Source organism: Bifidobacterium indicum (assembly GCF_036987015.1).
GTDB lineage: Bacteria > Actinomycetota > Actinomycetes > Actinomycetales > Bifidobacteriaceae > Bombiscardovia > Bombiscardovia indica.
In genome coordinates, this window is record NZ_BTXM01000005.1 from 52899 (window position 1) to 71311 (window position 18413).

Annotated in this window: 11 protein-coding genes and 1 riboswitch; of the genes, 2 read left to right on the forward strand and 9 right to left on the reverse strand. The window is 59.0% G+C overall.

All coding sequences use genetic code 11. The features are described from left to right. Positions 1 to 90: 90 nt before the first annotated feature. Positions 91 to 1602, reverse strand: coding sequence for an amino acid permease (locus tag AACP59_RS08600; protein WP_339350856.1), 1512 nt, complete (start codon positions 1600 to 1602; stop codon positions 91 to 93). Between the two features lie 339 nt (positions 1603 to 1941). Here AACP59_RS08600 and AACP59_RS08605 point away from each other — a divergent pair, with 339 nt between their 5' ends. Further along, positions 1942 to 3432 carry an amino acid permease gene (locus tag AACP59_RS08605; RefSeq protein ID WP_297317171.1) on the forward strand — a complete coding sequence of 497 codons (1491 nt, stop codon included), beginning with the start codon at positions 1942 to 1944 and terminating at the stop codon, positions 3430 to 3432. Between the two features lie 81 nt (positions 3433 to 3513). Here AACP59_RS08605 and AACP59_RS08610 read toward each other — a convergent pair whose 3' ends face one another. Then, a complete protein-coding gene (locus AACP59_RS08610; protein ID WP_297317170.1) occupies positions 3514 to 4476 on the reverse strand; it encodes a 3-hydroxyacyl-CoA dehydrogenase family protein in 963 nt (320 codons plus the stop codon). A 234-nt stretch (positions 4477 to 4710) separates the two neighbouring features. Continuing rightward, a riboswitch (Lysine riboswitch) is annotated at positions 4711 to 4889 on the forward strand. 107 nt (positions 4890 to 4996) lie between these two features. On the opposite strand from AACP59_RS08610, the gene AACP59_RS08615 reads away from it, so the two are divergent. Further along, positions 4997 to 6499, forward strand: coding sequence for an amino acid permease (locus tag AACP59_RS08615; protein ID WP_339351235.1), 1503 nt, complete (start codon positions 4997 to 4999; stop codon positions 6497 to 6499). On the opposite strand, the gene AACP59_RS08620 is transcribed toward AACP59_RS08615, so the two are convergent. From AACP59_RS08620 to AACP59_RS08650, 7 genes are all read right to left on the reverse strand, one after another. Continuing rightward, positions 6494 to 9868, reverse strand: a complete 3375-nt coding sequence (locus AACP59_RS08620) for an endo-alpha-N-acetylgalactosaminidase family protein (RefSeq protein WP_339350859.1) — start codon at positions 9866 to 9868, stop codon at positions 6494 to 6496. The genes AACP59_RS08615 and AACP59_RS08620 overlap by 6 nt on opposite strands. A gap of 223 nt (positions 9869 to 10091) precedes the next feature. After that, positions 10092 to 11597, reverse strand: a complete 1506-nt coding sequence (locus AACP59_RS08625) for a UDP-glucose--hexose-1-phosphate uridylyltransferase (protein WP_339350861.1) — start codon at positions 11595 to 11597, stop codon at positions 10092 to 10094. Continuing rightward, entirely contained in the window at positions 11597 to 12679 is a 1083-nt protein-coding gene (locus tag AACP59_RS08630) for a phosphotransferase enzyme family protein (protein WP_339350862.1), read from the reverse strand. The genes AACP59_RS08625 and AACP59_RS08630 overlap by 1 nt, the downstream gene beginning before the upstream one ends. A gap of 94 nt (positions 12680 to 12773) precedes the next feature. Next, positions 12774 to 14939, reverse strand: coding sequence for a 1,3-beta-galactosyl-N-acetylhexosamine phosphorylase (gene gnpA / locus AACP59_RS08635; protein WP_339350863.1), 2166 nt, complete (start codon positions 14937 to 14939; stop codon positions 12774 to 12776). 82 nt (positions 14940 to 15021) lie between these two features. After that, positions 15022 to 15957: a carbohydrate ABC transporter permease gene (locus tag AACP59_RS08640; protein WP_297317164.1), complete on the reverse strand. Its 936-nt coding sequence runs from the start codon at positions 15955 to 15957 to the stop codon at positions 15022 to 15024. Next, positions 15954 to 16820 (reverse strand): carbohydrate ABC transporter permease, encoded by an 867-nt coding sequence (locus AACP59_RS08645; protein ID WP_297317174.1) that lies wholly within the window; start codon positions 16818 to 16820, stop codon positions 15954 to 15956. The genes AACP59_RS08640 and AACP59_RS08645 overlap by 4 nt, the downstream gene beginning before the upstream one ends. A 225-nt stretch (positions 16821 to 17045) precedes the next feature. Continuing rightward, positions 17046 to 18371 (reverse strand): extracellular solute-binding protein, encoded by a 1326-nt coding sequence (locus tag AACP59_RS08650; protein ID WP_297317163.1) that lies wholly within the window; start codon positions 18369 to 18371, stop codon positions 17046 to 17048. Positions 18372 to 18413: the final 42 nt, after the last annotated feature.

Consider the following 18413-nt stretch of genomic DNA (forward strand, 5'->3'; position numbering starts at 1 on the left):
CCTTGCGCACCCGTTCAGGATGGAACGACCCCCATCCGGCATTTTGCCGTCCGGGGGTCGTCCCGTACAGGGTCAGAAGCTACCGGCTGATCAGATGCGAGCATCCACTCCGGCCGCTTCAGCGGAGTCGCGATGCCTCCAGAGGCAGATGCCGCCGAAGGCGACCAGCCAACAGAGGCCGAAGATGCCGGGAACGCGGGTATCGGCGGCGAAGAAGAGGGAAAGGTAGACCACCAGGAAGAAGATGATGGCGATGGTGCCGGTCACCTTGTAGGCGGGCATGATGAATCCGTCTGGCATGAAGTCCTTGCTGGAACGGTACCGGCGGTGGGCCAGGATGGTCAGGATGTAGATGAAGATGATGACTGCGCTGGAGGCCGATGTGAAGAGGACGAAGGTGTTCTCGAAGCCAGGCAGGGCATGCAGGATGGGCGAGAGAAGGATCAGGACCCCGGAGAGGATGATGGCCCTGGCGGGGACCTTGCCCCGGCGGGAGATCGTATAGAGACTGCGCAAAACGGGTGACCTGCCACCTGCAGCCAGCTGGTAGAGGTTACGCCCTGCCGAGTAGAGCAGCGAATTCAGGGAGGAGCAGGCGGCCGTGATGACGACGAAGAAGACCAGCGCCGCGGCCCAGTTCACACCCGCATATCTGAACACCATGACGAAGGGGGAGGCGAAGCTGCCGTCGGCATTGGGCTTGAAGGACCGCCAGGGCACGATCAGCATGATGGCTATGAGGGCACCCACGTAGAAGATCAGGACCCGGATGATGATCTGGTTGATGGCCTTGGGGAGGACCTTCCGGGGGTTCCTGGTCTCGGAGACCGTCACCCCGACGAATTCGATCATCTCATAGGCGAAGAAGACCATCTGGAAGCTCATGAAGAAGGACATCCAGCCGTTGGGGGCCAGGGAGAGCCCATTGAAAATGTTGTCCAGTCCGGCATGGCCGGCAGGGCTCACCTGGTCCTGGCCCGGCATCTGCACGGCGGGGTAGCGGAAGCCGACGATTACCATGACCACGGCGGTGACGATCATGGCCAGGATCAGGGTGATCTTGATCATGGAGAACCAGAATTCGGTCTCGCCGAAGACCTTGACCGCGACCAGGTTGATTGAAACCATGGCCGCCAGGAAGAAGACCTCGATCAGGCCGCGCCAGGCTTCAAGGTTGATGCCGAAGGTGCTGAAGAAGGTCACGAAATAGGTGCCCACGGCCGTCAGTTCCGACATGCCTATCAGGATCAGCACGATCCAGTAGGACCATCCTGCGAAGGACCCCCATCCCTTGCCCAGGTACCGGGTGATGAAGGTGATGAAGGTGTGCTGGTTGGGGCTGCGGTACATGAGTTCGCCGATGGCCCGCATAAGCAGATACATGACCAGACCGACACCTATGTAGACCAGGATGATCGAGGGACCGGTCAGGGCGATCGATTTGCCCGAGCCAAGGAACAGTCCGGTGCCGATCGTGCCGCCAATGGCGATGAACTGAACGTGGCGGTTGCTCAGACCACGCTCCATCTGATTGGCTGCACCCTGGGATCCGTCAGTACCCTGCCCGGTCCCGGTCGCCTGTGTTGCTCCGGTTTGGCTCATCGGTTCTGCCTCCCCTACCTTTCCTCATTGCCTGCATTGCCGAACCCCGGCGAACAGGCCGATACCGGTCCCGCAAGTGTTACGGGCCGACGACCGCATGTCGGGGACCGGACCGAACCACCCGCCCGGTCCGCATCCATGCGAACAAACGTCCATGCTAATCCGTGCCGATTGCTTACAAGTGAACGACAAGGCCCAGCCTTCGGGACCATTCCTTTTCACTATGCAAACACCCTGCCGGACGGATGCGAGCGCTGACACCTATGCTTGGGTGCGTCAGCACAGGCCGGTACGCTGACAGCTATTACCAGCCTTCACAGCTAAGGAATGGCGACCAACATGACTCAGACCCCATCCGTCGACCAGGCGGGCGCAGAGGCGTCCTCGGAAGATGGAGCCCTGCGCAGGACCCTGAAAAACCGGCATATCCAACTCATATCACTGGGTGGGGCCATCGGCACCGGACTCTTCTATGGGTCGGGAGAGTCCATAACCCTGGCCGGTCCAGCCATCATCATCGCCTACCTAATCGGCGGATGGGCCATCTTCATGATCGTGCGAGCCCTGAGCGAGATGAGCGTGGAGGACCCCAAAGCGGGTGCTTTCAGCTACTACGCCACCCGCTACTGGTCCAAGCGGGCCGGGTTCGTGTCCGGGTGGAACTACTGGCTCAACTACGTCCTGGTCTCCATGGTGGAGCTCTCGGTGGTGGGCACCTTCGTCAACTTCTGGTTCCCGTCCATTCCGGCCTGGGTGTCGGCGGCCTTCTTCCTGGTGATCATCACTGCCGCCAACCTGATGGGGGTCAGCAAGTTCGGCGAGTTCGAATTCTGGTTCGCCATCATCAAGATCGTGGCCATCATCGCCATGATCATCGGAGGTCTGGCGGTCATCATCCTGGCCCTGCCCACCGCAAACGGGCTCAAGGCCTCCTTCTCGAACTGGTTCACCGTCGGCGGCGGATTCCTTCCCAACGGACTGATGCGACGCGGGGCCGATGGACAGTGGACCGGCCTGCTCATGGCCCTGGCCGTGGTCATGTTCAGCTTCGGGGGCACCGAGCTGCTCGGCATCACCGCCGGCGAGACGGCCGACCCCCGCAGGACCATCCCCAAGGCCACCAATGCGGTCGTTTGGAGGATCCTGGTCTTCTATGTGCTGACCCTCGGCGTCATCATGGCCGTCGTTCCCTGGAATGCCATCGGCAAGCCCAACGCCCAGGGCATGGTGGTCAGCCCCTTCGTGCAGATCTTCGACTCGGTGGGCATCCATGCCGCGGCCGGGATTCTCAACTTCGTCTGCCTGACGGCCGTGATGAGTGTCTACAACTCCGCCCTCTACTCCAACTCCCGCATGCTCTACTCCCTGGCCAAGCAGGGCAACGCCCCCCGCTACCTGGGCAGGCTCTCCAAGGGCGGGGTGCCCTATGCCGGTGTCCTCACCTCGGCCTGCGTCATAGCCCTGGCCGTCGTGGTGGTCTTCCTCTGGCCCCAGTTCGCCTTCAATTATCTGATGAGCGTGGCCACCATAGCGGCCATGCTCAACTGGGCCATCATCATGCTGACCGAGATGCACTTCCGCAAGGCCGTCGCCGAGGGCAGGGGCCCGGGCGGGTTGGCCGGCAAGACCGGGAAGGAAGCCCTGGACGCCCTCCACTTCAAGCTCCCCTGGGCCCGGGTGACCCCCTGGCTGGTCCTGGCCTTCATGGCCTTCGTGGTGGTGCTCATGTGCTTCTCCCCCAGCTACCGGGTGGCGGTCATCGCCGGGCCCATCTGGCTGGCGGTCCTGCTGGTGGCCTACCGGCTGACCCATCAACATAGACACGAATAAGGGGAAACAGAGCAGAGTCAGAACCGGCCGGTCACCAGTGGATTCACCCTGCGCGACCAGCCGCCTTCCATTCAGCAGAAATCAATGCTGACCGGCGCTTTGGTTCTCTCCATCACTCACCAGAGCCTGGAGGAGCAGCCTATCGCGATCCCGAATCATGCCCCGGCTCTTCGCCCCCGCCCAGGAATAGAACCCCTGACCGGTCTTGGCCCCGAGCTGTCCGGCATCCACCTTGGCCTTGAGTGTCCGATCCTCGCCGGGCTGGTTATCCAAATCGTCATACAGGTACTTGGAGATGTTGTCGAAGACATCAAGCCCACCCAGGTCGGCACTGGCAATGGGGCCGAGGATGCTCCATCGACGGCCCAGGCTGTATTTGACGATATCATCCACGGCCTGGGGACTGGCAATGCCGCGGTTGACGATGTTCAGACATTCGCGGATGACCGCTGACTGGATACGATTACCCACAAACCCAAGGGACTCCGCGGATAGGGCCACAGCATGTTTGCCGATCCTGTTCATGAGCTCGACCGTCGCATCCACCATGTCCATATCGGTGTCTTCGGCGGGGACCACCTCGACCAGGGGCATGAGTTGGGCCGGGTTCCAGAAGTGGGCCACCAGGAACCTGGCGGGATGGTTGAGGACCGTGGCGATGCCGGAGGGGCTCAGACCGGAGGTATTGGTGGCCAGGATGGTCTGATCCGAGACGATTGCCTCCACCTGCCGCCAGACCTGGTGTTTGACATCCATATCCTCCAGGACCGATTCGATGACGAAGTCGGTATCAGCCAAAGCCCCGTATTCTGTGCCGGCATGGATGCGGGCCAGGATGGCCTCACGCTCATCAGCCGGTACCAGACCGGCATCGATAAAGGTGCCAAGATCATGCTCGATGAGGGCCTGACCCCGGTCCAAAGACTCCTGGCTGGTGTCGACCATCCTGACCGGATACCCCTTCATGGCGAACTGGAGCGCCGTGGCATGCCCCATGGTCCCCGCACCTATGTTGCCGATTACCCTGATGTCCTCGACCTTCATCGACCATCACCCCTTGATATTGGACTATGCAGATACACATTCATGCTAAGACCCGGGGTTCCTTGGGCCGGGGAGGCGGCATGACGGAAAGAACCCACCCGGAGGCAGGCTGGCTGCCGCACGGCCATCCACAAGGTGGTTCCACTCCGCACAATCGCCTTTGAGTGTTGGGCCTGAATACGGAATATGGGCGACCCTTGTCGGAGAAATACTCTAGGCTAGCCTGTGATTGCAAGTCACTGAAGAGGTTGCCGAACCTATCAGTACCCGGGGTCAGACAGTGTGGTGTCGGCCATCCCCGGCGAAAGGAAGTTCGGCCGAAACGGTCCGGTTCTGCACTGCCGGCTCGTTGGGTCCGGGCTGAAGAAGTCCGGGACTGTCGCGGCTCGATGCCGCGGAGCGCTATGGACCTTGTCGCAGGCTGACTGCCCCCTGGCAGTCTGCACCGGTACGCGGTTGCAAAACCGCGCGTGATACCGCCGCCATGGCAGCCTCAGAACGTGTCGAGGAGAAGATAGCTATGGCGACCAGTCGGGACGGGCACGGAAATCCGTCTTCACAGCGAGAGCCCGGACAGGGCACGGGCGACCAGGTCCGGCGCAACCTGAAGACCCGGCACGTCTCCATGATCGCCTTGGGCGGATGCATCGGCACCGGACTCTTCATGACCTCGGGTTCCACCATCTCCAAGGCGGGACCGGGCGGTGGACTGGTGGCCTACGCGGCCATGGGCCTGATGGTCTACTTCCTGATGACCAGCCTGGGCGAGCTGGCCACCCACATGCCGGTCTCCGGCTCCTTCGCCACCTATGATGCCAAGTACGTGGACCCGGCCCTGGGGTTCGCCATGGGATGGAACTACTGGCTGAACTGGGCCATCACCGTGGCGGTCGACATATCGACCGCGGCCCTGCTGATCCAGTACTGGCTGCCGAACACCCCGGGATGGGTCTGGAGCCTTCTGGTCCTGATTGTCATCTTCCTGATCAATGCCCTGACCGTCTCGGCGTTCGGCGAGACCGAATTCTGGCTCTCCCTGATCAAGGTCCTCACCGTCATCGTCTTCCTGGTCATCGGCTTTGCCATGATTCTGGGTATTATGTACCATCCGGCGGCTGGACTGAAGAACTTCACCTACAAGGACGCCCCCTTCGTCGGCGGCTTCCCGGCCATCCTCAGCGTCTTCCTGGTCGCCGGTTTCTCCTTCCAGGGCACCGAGCTGATCGGGGTCACGGCGGGTGAATCCGAGGACCCCGGCCATGCCGTGCCCAAGGCCATCCGAGACGTGTTCTGGAGGATCCTCCTCTTCTATATCCTCTCCATCTTCGTCATCGCGGCCCTGATCCCCTACACCAGCCCCAACCTCCTCGGTGCGGCCGACGGCAACATCGCCATGTCGCCCTTCACCCTGGTCTTCCAGCGGGCTGGACTGGCCGCGGCCGCCAGCATCATGAACGCCATCGTCCTGACCTCGGTGCTGTCCGCGGCCAATTCAGGAGCCTATGCCGCCACCCGCATGCTTTATGCCCTGGCACATGAACACTACGCCCCACGCATCTTCGGCCGGACCACACGCCATGGGATCCCCCTGATGGCCCTGGCCGCCACAACCGTGGTCTCCCTGGCCACCTTCGCCTCCAGCATCTTCGGGCAGCGGATCTACATGTGGCTGGTGGCCGCCTCCGGGCTGACCGGCTTCATCGCCTGGATAGGCATAGCCCTGAGCCACTTCCGATTCCGCCGGGCCTGGGTGGTCCAGGGGCACAAGGTCAGCGAACTCAAGTACCACGCCAAGCTCTTCCCCCTGGGCCCCATCCTGGCCCTGGTCCTCTGCCTGGTGGTCATCGGCGGCCAGAACATCGAGGCCTTCGTCAGCTGGAACTGGCAGGAGATTGGGGTCACCTACATCAGCATCCCCCTGGTCCTGATCCTCTATCTGGGCTACAAGATCAGGCACCACACCAAAATCGTGCCCCTGGACAGGATGGACCTTTCCCCGTCCTCGGCTGATTACTCACTATAGCCGAGCAATTCGTATATTATCGAGGATGATATCCCGGTATCCGGCCATATTGGCCTCGGCGTCGCCGATACCTTTGATGTCCGGCTCCTTGTCGGTGGAATAGATGCCGAACCAGGTATCCTCATCCGGACCCCCTGTCAGATCGAATTCACACCTAGCGGTAGTTCCCAATGCCTTGCGCAGCGGCTGTAGGCTCATATCATCCTTGGTCACTTCACCCTGCCCGACAGCCAGGGCGTAGATGCCGTCCGCGCCGCACTGATAGTCGAAGGAAATCCTATAGGATCGGCCAGCCTTGAAGGGGACGTTCTGAGGGATGGTCTGGCAGAGAAGGGCTCTCTTCCCAGTCAGTCCACTGATCTTCAGCGACCAATCACCTTGGAGGACATCATCCATCTTCTTGACCTCCCAACCGGCCTGGGTGAAGGGGGCATGCAGCTGGGACAGATGAATCCGATTGTCTTCCACTCCCTCGGCTCCGGCCACCACCAGGGGCCAAATTCCCTGGATATTATCCTCAAAGTCGCAGGCAAGCTCCTCCAGATAACCATCTTGGTCCAGTCTGATACCGGTGTAACCGCTTTCAACCAAACGAATGTCATCGAAGTAGGCGGCGCCATCACCGTCATGGGCCAAGACCAGACGGGTCTGGCCACCCCGGGGAGCCATGAAGAAGAGGTAGGCATTCTGAAAGTAGCTGCTGCCGTCAACCGTCGAGGCATCAGTGTTATGGGCGTAAGCCTTGATATAGTTCTTGGCAATACTGGGACCGATGACGTTCCGCGCCAAGACTCCACCATGATCAGCTTCCACACTCAGAGAGACCCTGCCACGACGGTTATCAAGCCCCAGGTACAGGGCATACCGCCTGCCCGGCAGCAGGTCGATTAAAATCTGCTCAGTGCTGACCGAACCCTCTAATCTGAGCATGGGGTTGGCGCACTGGCCCCGGGAAATCGAAGCATGGCCAGCCCCCTTCACGGTCCAGGTGGACCTGAAAAGCTCCTCGCCACCATTAAAGCCGGCATCCATCAGGTGGTCCCCGGCCCAGTCCACTTGGACTCCCTGACCCGCCTTGCGACATACCAGATATGGGGTTCTGGATTTGGCATTCAGGGTCAGGGTTCCCTGAACCACCGGAATCTCATGGGGGGCGATCCTCCCCTGATCGGTCAGTTGGTAGACGATGACGGATGAACAATCAAGCCACGTTTCGGGGAGTTTCCACGTTGTGGAACCACCGGCAGTATTCCAGTGATAGAGCCGCTGCTTATCAAGATCAAGCAAGTCCCCGGTCCTGGCATCCCAGATCCAAGGCAAGAGGTAGGCTCCCGTGCCGGTTTCAACCCCGTGCCCGGTATTATCAGACTTGGAGTCATCGGCCTCCAGGTCTCCAATGAGGATCACCCGGCCATTCAACTTCATCGTGCGCTCGCGGTAGGCGGGCGATGCCGGATCATTGGAATTCCTGGTGATGACCAGCTTGTCACCTTGGTCATTGACAAGCTCGACCTGTTCATTCCCCTGGTTCATGGCAGAATCCTGGACAGAATCAACATTTATGGGGTCGTTATACCAGGCATCGACACGGAAGTGCTGGATGAACTTGGCCGAGAGGTCATAAGTGTACAGATTGTCCAAGTAGGCATCAAAATCGTTACGTCCCTGCCACCCCTCGAAATCCTTCATGCTATAACCACCCAGGAGAGGGGCGTTGGCCGCGCCGCCGAAAACCGGGTGGTCACCCATCCAGCTGTCCTTCTGATGGTTGCGGAGAAAGCGCATGACCTGAGAGTTCTGACCTTTACGATCGGAAGATCCGTAGGCCAGGTCCAAGGCCCAGTGTTGGAAGGTGGCGTCATATTCGTTGGCCGAGGCGTATTCGGTGCCGATCCCCCAGCCGTTGTCAGTCAAGATTTTCGAGAGCTTGCGGGTCTCCCAAGAGTCCTCAGCCCCCGAAGTCCCATCACCCCAAACATCCACGTAGACGAAATCCATCCTGCCGCCGACCTTGCGGCCGAGCGCGTCAAAACGGTCCTTCCTGGCACCCGAGACCAAATCGTAGATGCCATCAATGCCCACTGTCTGGTCCAGCCAATTCCAGCCATAGCAGAGGTCACCCTTGTCATCCCTGCGGACCATATCCTCTGCGAAGGCCCGAGCCTCAGGGAACATCTCGTCCACATTGACGTGGACCCCGAACCGAGCCCCGTAAACCCTTCCTTTGTCCATCAGCGCATTCAGGTCTCCAGCCCCACCAATTCGACGACCAATGTCGGCATAGTCCGGATGCCCGGAATCATGGCCCTCGTTTCCGTATCCCTTGAGAAGGACAGACTGCCCCAAACCGTCAGTGGCCAGAGCAACCCTCTTGACGTTATCCAGGGTAGTCATAAAGGGGTTCTGGGCCTGGGAACCGAAATTCATGGCAATACGCCGAGCCACCTGATCAGGAATGTCATCAGAACCATATGGGTTGTTCATGATGCATCTGAAAGCGATGGCTCCATCCTGCCAGTTGACTCGCCCGTCCCCATTCAGATCACCCGCCAGGGCCACTGCCATGGCAGGCATCTCGGTCTGTCCGACCGTATAGGAACGGCCTCTGGAATCCCGGACAACCCGGGTGTATATCCAAGGCGCGCTGGTCAGACCAAGGACGGTAGTCCCGTCCATCTGGTCGCGGATGGTCATGACCCTGGTGTTTTGAGCTCCACCCGTCCCGGTCTTGCTGGCCGTTGTCCCCTCGTGCTCGGAGTTGCTCCAGAGACCGGCACTGAGACCGTCTGCGGAAAGGAACCCATACATGTAGTCCTGCCCGATGGGATCCTCCACCATCTGCTCGGTGACGGCCCGGTGCACATCACCGCTAATGGAGACGTCTACAGACATGCGAGCGCCGGTGAACTCTGCATCCGCCTGTGTGCTGGCCACTGAAATCAGACACTGCCCGGGGAAGGCCACCGTCTGAACCGGATGATTGGATCCGGCCTGGTTATCGATGGAGATTACCTCGAAACGGAGAGAGGTATCCCTGGCCGATAGACGGACGGCTATTACAGCGTCAATCCCCCGATCGACAGACACTGCATGGAGACGGTAGACGAGACTGGCCTGATTCTCCCGGTTCAGTTCAACCTGGTCAGAACCCAGCTCAAGCTCATCCCCATTGATGGCAACCAGGTTCAGGTCCCGTACCTGCCCAAGCATGGTCCCCTTGGCCTCGGGGGTAATTAAACGGTAATCAATCACCGATGGGAAATGAGGCCTGACACGGACCTCCATCATCTGGGTACGGAGGGTTTCCCAGGAACCAGGGACACCCGATTCCCCACTCGAGTGGTTTCCCCTCAAGCTTGTTTTGTCCATTAGTCATCCACCTCGTCATCGTGGTCATGAGTGGTGCCTTCATGACGGTCGTGTTACGGCTACGATTCGCTCCCGGGCTTCATGAACTCGGCATGGGTTCCGAGCCACACCCAATCAAGCCGAATCCGTCTAATCCATATCCATATCCAGTACTGCAACCTTTCGTTTCGAGAACTGTTTCCGACGCCTTACCGGCTCAAAAGCTGTGTTCTCCCTCTGCTGGCTATCGGCAACCCAACCCCCTCAAGAATTCCTCGGTCTGCTCAGGTCGCTTGAACACTGCTGTGTTGCCGAGAATCCGAGAACATACGCTACCTATCTCGTCAAGCACGGCCGTGTGGACCTTGCCCGGCTCACGTGAGCCCCGCAATGCCCGGATGATTTCGTCATATTCCAGGCTAAAATCAGCAATCCGTTGAGGTAATCCGGCACCCGCCACCAGGGCCTCCTCCAGACAGGAGAGCTCACTGACCAGTCGACCGGGCAGGACGAAAAGCCCCTGGGCCTCAATCAGGCCGATGGGCTCCTGCTTAACCGGATAGAATTCCGGATGCACGTGGAAAATCCCGTCCGGCAGTTCCGGACTGGTTCCGTTGTTGCGAAGTATCAGGCTCATTTCATAGCCCCGGTCGGTCCTGATCAGGCTGGGCGAGAGGGCCGACTGTGGTCCCTCCGGCCCTTGGCTGGCAATATTCAGATCGGGATTGTCATATCCCGCCCAAGCCTGTCTGATTGCTTCACTGACCTCGGTGATTTCCTGACGGGAGGATGATACCACCCTGATAACAGTTCCCGGCCAATCCAGGATTTCAACCGGGGTATCGGGATGTCCATCCAGATGGAGTGTCCGCCAGGTCCCCGCCCGGTGCATGGGGAGGTGCTCTCCGCCACCTTGGTAGTGGTCATGGACCAGAACGGAGCCGCCTATGCGCGGCAGGGCGGCGTTGCAGCCAAGGAAATAACCAGGGAAGCGGTCTACGAAATCCAGCAGGTTGCCGAAGGTCTCCCGGTCCACATGCATGGGGGTGTGCTCGGCATTGACACAGATACCGTGCTCATGGAAGTAACCGTAAGGCGAGAACTGCCAGAACCATTTGTGCCCGCCCAGAATCATGGGAATGGTCCGCAGGGTGCGTTTGTCACGTCCGGCGAACCCCTCGTTTTCGTGACAGATGGTGCACTTGGGGTATCCACCTGCGGTGCTGTTGCCCGCCGCGGCTTTCTTCATGTTCTTGAATTCAGGCTTGACCAGGTTGATGGTGATCTCCACGCCCCGAGAGGGAAAACGGGGGTTCCGGTCCAGTTGGTCCTTCTTGATGTAGGTGTTCCTGACACAGTAGTCATAGAACCAGTGCATGGCTGCCATCCCGCCCTGGTCCTCTTCCATCTGAACGAAGCGCCGTTGAAGATGGGAGGGCCTGGAGGAGAGAATCCCCATGACCGCATCCCCTATGGAGGTGGCATCATCCTGAGTCATAAGGCCAGCGCCGGCCGAGGCGCGAAGGAAGGAATCCAAGAGGGCATCCACATCGCCCTCAGATGAGGCTGTAGTAGCCGTACCATCCCCGGAACCGTATGAATCCAATGAGAAAAGGGCCAGGATCTGATTGCGGGCCCAGTCAGTATCGGCCTGGTCCAGGTCCAAGTAAGCACACGCGTACCGGATCAGGGCATCGGAACTCCGGCAGAACTCGTTGAATTCGTCCCCGGACCTTTCGCCCGCGCCCATCAAACCCCCACCTCCTCGGCCACTTGGGCGGTTATCTCCTGCATACGAGCGTCTGCGGCCTCCATCTCTTCAACCAGGCGCATCTGCGTGTGAGTTCGCACCAGGTTGTGCTCCGAATAGGCGGTTGAGAAGTAGATGTCGCCCTGAAGGTAGTCGGTCAGGAAGCGCATCCCACACTCCATGGTCATGATCCGGCAGGAGGCCGGAAAGAGGGCCAGCTCGCGGCCGACAGCCTTGCTGGCCACTGCACCTAGGAATCCTTGAGTATAGGCATGGTAGAGGTCAGGGTTGAAATGGACCTTGTCCAGGTCCTGTTCGTCCTCCAGGGCTGTGGAGGCACCGAAGCGAATGGAGTCTCCGAAGTCAAAAAGCATGGATCCGGGCATTATAGTGTCCAGGTCGATGATGGCCCTGGCCTTCCCGGTGGCGGCATCCATCAGTATGTTGTTGAGCTTGGTGTCATTATGGGTGACCCGGAGTGGGACGGACCCATCAGCCAATCCCTCCATGATGACCGGGTACTGGTCGGCCCGGCTCATGTACCAGTCAATCTCGGACCGGCAGGTAGAGACCCTATCCTCGGTGTCCTCCAGAACCGCCTGTTTAAAAGTCTCGAACCGCTTTGGGGTGTCATGGAAGTGGGCGATGGTCTCGGTCAGCTGAGAGGCGTCGAAGAGAGCCAGCGAGTTCTGGAATCGCCCGAATGCCTGGCCGGCCTCCTTGAAGACTTCCCCGTTTGGAACCAGGTCGTAGGAAACCGTGTTCTCGATGAAAGCATAGATCCGCCAGGCTCCATCCTCGAGCTGGCAGTAGGTTTCACCGTCCTTGTTGCGTATGATATCCAAGGTCTCCTGGTTCTGCGAGCGCAGGAATTCGGTGACTAACTCGATGTTGCGCATCAGAGAGGCTGTGTCGGGGAAGACCGAGGTGTTCATCCGCTGCAGGATGTAACGACGCTTGTCCGTGCGTATGAGATAGGTCTGGTTGATGTGCCCGTTGCCGTACGGCGCGATGCTCACCACCTGTCCCTCAAGGCAGTAGAGGGCGGCTATACCAGCCAGCTCCTGATCTTGAATCGTCATGACGATCTCTTTTCTCCATGTCCACCGGCCCTAGCTCTACCTGTAGCCATGCCGGCGGAAGAAACCATTGAGCCGGCCCCGGCCGGACTTGCACTTATGCCTGCTGCCAGACCATGGCACCAGGTTCCAGTACGAAGTCCCTGACCTGCCCGTCAGCCTGGCGGACGCTGGTCTTCTGGACCAAATCGGTATTGTTGATGACGCAGTAGTTGCCGGCCTCCGGGAAGTGGGCCACCTCGCAGTGAGGATTGGTACAGCTCCAGTCCGCATACCGGTCCTCATGCCTACTGGCGTAGAAGAGTATCCGCTCCAGAAGCCTGGCATTGGCCGCTGAGTAAGGAAGACCTGACAGATATATCCCACGCCCCTTTCCGTACTGGTTGACGGCCAGCTGTACCTGACCCTGGTCGGCCTTGAGAAGCGTGACCTCCTCATTGAGGGGGTATGTATTGGCAATCTGCTCTCCAAAGTCCACACCGCCACCCTCAGGCAGGTCTTCGGTAATGAAATGCCTGGCCGTGATGGTCGGGAAGTACTTGTCGACCGAAAGGGTGTGGAAGCGTTCCTGGTCGATGCCGAGTACATCGGCCAGCTGGAAGAAACGCCCCTCCATATCCAGAGCGGCGGGCTGACCGAGGCCGACCAGAGCCCCTCCCCCATCGACCCAGGTTCGTAGAGTCTCCACCAAGGCCGGGTTCTTCCAGACTGTACCGCCACTAAAGGCCGTATCAGCCGGGCCACCAGTGATGATTACATCCAAGTCCTGATCCACGCCTTGAGCCAGGACGTCATCGAAACTGATGAAACGGACGTTCACCCTCATACCGGACAGGGCCTCCAAGACTCCGTAGTAAGAGTAGGTCTGCTTGTTAGGCAAGGCGTGGGCCACCGTATAGGCCATCCAGGAGCGCATGGCACCCCAGGCATTCAGCACAGCCACGTTGAGCTGCCCCTGAGCCGCCTTCCCGTTAGTTCTGTCATGCAGGTCGCGGAACTCGTCGGCGATGTGGGTCACGGTCTGGATGAACCTGGGGAACTTGGCAGCCAGGGACAGGTAGCCGCCATAGCCCATGCGCGATATGGGACTGCGCAAGATGGCTCTGCGGGCCTTACGCCAGTTGCTGAGCCCTTCGACACTGGGATCGTTGCCCTCATAGAACGTGTCAGGGAAGAAATAGGGCAGAAAACGACCCTCGGTGTAACGGACGCCGGGAATGTCGGAAATCATGCGCAAGGTGGTGCCGTCACCCACAGATCCGACCACGGCATCCAAGCCAAGGTTTTCGAATCCGGGCATGTAGGGTTCAGTCCCTATCCATTGATCACCCAGGAACATCATGGCTTCCTTGCCGGCCTGATGGGTCATATCGACCATGGTCTTCACATTCTTCCGAACGACACCCGAAAGGAAGTCAATCCAGTCCCGCTGTGCCTTGCTGGGAATACAGAAAGAGGAGTTATAGCTACCTTTGTTGATGAAGTCCTCAGGACGTAGACGATAGCCATAGCGGGTCTCGAAGTCATCCAGGGCCTCGGGGGATACCGTACAGGCATACCCAAACCAGTCCACCAGTTTCTCACGATGATGTTGGTCGAAGATCAGCGTGAACTGGTAGAAAAAGGTGGTGAACCGGACCACGTCGGTTGCCGGGTTCTGCCCCAGCCACTGGCGATAGGCGTCCATGACAAACTTGCGGGTGGCCGGATGGTAGATGTCGAAAGGAATCTCGTGTTCCTTGTCACCCCAATCGTTGGTCAGATGGTTATACATCTCGACCGGGTCCCAGATGATGTAGGCCAGAAAGGATGCCGTGTACTCGTGCATGGGGGTCGCCCCGGTCACGTGAACCAGATCCCGGTCCGGGTCCAGGCTCCACTCCTCCAGGTCCAGAACACGACCGGTGGTACGGTCGATGATCTCCCAGTACCGGTGAGGGTCCGCATCCCTATTGGGCCTGAGTTGCTGGTCGAAGTAGTGGTCCATCAGAGGAACGTCCACCCGGCCGCCATGGGCCAGAATACGCTCCGACATCAGATAGACCTGAGGGGTCTCATTCATATGTTGACTGATCCACTCGTTGTGGGCCCTGGCAGGGAAGTAGGCACTGTAGACCTTCCTGCCCAGGTGCATCAGCGCCTGGTCCAAATGAGTACCGTCCGAGTTGCGAATTGCATCAGCCCCCCATAGCTCGGCCAGTTCTTCGGTTTTTCGGGCGAAGTTCTCCTCACTCGGCAGGGTAAAGCGACCGGTCGTGGTCATTGATCAAATCTCCTTCGGATATCTCAAACGGGTTATCTGGAAACTGCGTACTGCCCGGGCCGGATACCTCCCGAGCCGGGCCCTACTCCTTGACTGACCCTGCGGTCAACCCTGCCTGCCAGAACCGCTGCAGGCAGAAGAAGAGGATGATCACCGGAAGAACGCCCAGCAGGGACCCCATCATCAATGCCCCTCTATCGGTGAAGACCGGGAGGGAGACCAGGCCATAGAGACCAAGGGTGACAGGGAAGAGATTCTCGCTGGAGAGCATCATCAGGGGCAGGAGGAAGTTATTCCAGGTGGCCACAAAGAGGAAAAGGAAAATCGTGACCATGGCAGGCGCCAGAATCCTCAGCACGATTGTGAAGAAGATCCTCGCTTCACCAGCCCCATCGATCCGGGCGGCCTCCAAGAGCTCAGTCGGAACCGAACTCTGGGCGTAAACCCTCCCCAGGAAGAATCCGAATGGGGAAACCGAGCAGGGGATGATCACCGCCAGCATGGTGTTGCTCAGATGGAGGGCGTTGAAGATCGAGTACTGTGGAATGGTCATCAAGGCCGAAGGCATCAAGAGAGCCGACATGACAATGGCCATGACGACACCCCTGCCACGGAACTGGAATTTGGCTGTGCCGTACCCGGCCATGACCGAAACCACGGTGCCGATCAGAGCGGATATGCATGAATAAATCAGGGAGTTGAAAACCCAGTGCCAGAACTGTGAGTGGGTCCAACCCAGAAGAATCGAATAGTTGGTCGCCACAGCTTCGGGAATCCTCTTCAGACCGACCGCAAACCAGAGACCATTGCTGCCGACCAACTGAGAGGGCGACTTGGTGGAGGCGATGATGGCCCAGTAGATAGGGAAGAGGAAGTAGATCAGGGCGAAGACCAGGACAACGATTGTGGTGATCTTGACCACCTTGGAGGGCCTCATGGAACGAGGCAGATCGTCGGCCTTCTGCTTTATCGGTTTTTGCTGCTGCTTCGCTGCGCGGACGTGATTGGCCGAGGTCATGATTCGTTCACCTTCCCCTCAATATAGGCATAGAGGGCGGCAAGAACCCCTGCGATCAAGGCCATGACGATGGCGATGGCCGAGGCCGGGCCGTCACCTTTGGGAGTGAGGATGCCTCGGGATGTATTCAAGGCCATCATCATAGGGGTGTAGGAGTTCGATATGCCCTTGTCGACGGTCTGCATGACCTGGGGCTCATTGAAAAGCTGGATGCTGCCGATGATGGACAAGAGCATGGCAAGAAGGGCGGCCCCCCTGACATTGGGGAGCTTGATCCTTATGGCAATCTGGAAGCCATTGGCACCGTCAATCCGGGCAGCCTCATAGAGATCACGCGGGATGGCCTGGAGGGCCGCCAGGAAAATCAGCATGTTGTAGCCTGTGAAGGTCCAGGTTGTGATGTTGGCCATGGAGACAATCAACGCATTGGGAGCGAAGAAATTGACGTGTACTCCTATGGCGGCCAGACCCTTGACGATGGGCGAGAACTGATCGTTATACAGGAAGACCCAGATGATGGCGGCAATCGCGCCAGGAATAGCATAGGGCAGGAAGTAACCCAACCGATAGGGGGTGACGTGCTTGATGATGAAGGAGTCCAGAAGCATGGCCAAGGCCAGGGCCGCAATGATCATGACCGGCACTTGGATGATCGTGTAGAGCAGGACCCTGCCGATTCCAGACCAGAATGCCCCTGAAGTGACTACGTAGCGGAAATTCTCCAGACCGACGAACCTGTTGATCATTTCGCCCCCGCCATAGGCGCCTCCACCCGAGGCCACCTGCTGGAAGAAGCTCATATAAACGGCATAGGCGATGGGAATGATGAAGACAACGGCAAACAGGATGCAGAAGGGCAACATGAATGCCCAGCCCGTCCGTTCATTGCGTCTGGCTATCTCGGATCCCCGCCTCTTACGGGGTCCTGCCTCGGATGTTGCTTGACGGCTCATGTGACCAACCAATCCTCTTGGAGCCTAGAAGGCGGGCACCTCCCCACAGATGAGGAACCCGGGTACACAATTCGGATTCCCCGGACTGGGGACGGGGAGGTTCGCCTGCCGTATCCGCTGAAGAGCGGTTACCGATCAATCCTTGGCGATCGGGAGACCATAATCTTTCAGAGTGGCAAGAGAGGTCTTCTGGGCCTCATCGAAGGCATCTGCAACCTTGCCCTGGCCCTTACCAGCCTTGTCGGCCGCCTCGCCCACGGCACTGGAAACAGCGGAGAATCCGGGCATATAGGTGAAGGTCCCCATGTTGTCATTGGCGGTGGCAAACTCGGACATCACATCCTGCCCTCCGAAGAACTCGGTCCATGACTGCGGGGTCTTGGCCTTCTCGGTGGTAGCAGCAACAATCAAACCCTGGGATGTCAGATCCGGCACTTGGGTGTTGAACCAATCCAGGAACTCCATGGCTTCGGCCTTGTGCTTGGTCCCCTTGATGGCGGCCACGCCCGAACCTCCGTTGGGCCCGGTTTTCTTGCCGTTCTTGAACCAGTCTCCAATCTGGGCGACCCTCCACTGGCCCTTGCCCGCATCACCGATCCAGTCCATCATGATAGGGGCGTTCCAGGCGGCATCGATACTGCCGATGATGGAACCGTCATGGAAGGCACCGGCGTATGAAGGGTCGGTGCTGGGTGTCAAGTTCATGGCCTTGGCGTCGAGAAGGCGCTGGTAGAAGTCGGCGGTAGCCTCGGAGCCGGGCGTATCGACGTTGACGACCCACTTGCCGTCCTTGATTTTGTACCAGGGAGAGGATGCGCCGGACAAGGCCGAGAAGGCCATACCGGCACCATCGGGCTGGTAGGTCATGATGTACTTGCCCTGGGCAGCCGCCTTCCTGGCGGACTCGACGAACTCTTCGGCCGTAGTAGGAACCTTGATACCCAGCTTATCGAACTCGGTCTTGTTATAATAGTAGACCATGGGTCCTGTGTCCTGGGGCAGACCGAAGGCCTTCCCATCCACACTCATGAGCTTGGTGGGACCTTCAGCGAAGTCTTTGGAGTACTTGCCGACCTCGGACGTAACATCCTCGACGATACCCTTGGTATAGACCTCGGGAAGCTCGGCATAACCCACCTGAGCCAAGTCGGGAGCATTTCCGGCCTTGACGTCGGTCTCGAGCTTCTTAATCAGATCCCCAGGGCTTCCATTGAACTTGGTGGCCTTGACCTGGATGTTCGGATGGTCCTTGTTCCACCTGGCAACAGTGTCTTTGACCATGGTCATGCCCTGCTTGTCGGGAAGACGGTGCAGATATGTCAACTCGACCTTGCCGCCCGACTTGGAATCACCACTCTTGCCGTCACCGGACCCGCCCGAGGAACCGCACCCCGCCAAAGCCATGCTCATAGCCGCCACCGCAGCCACCGCAGCCATCATTCGTTTACTGCCTGATTTCATCACCCTCACCCCTCTACAGATAACCTCATTGTCATACTTGTA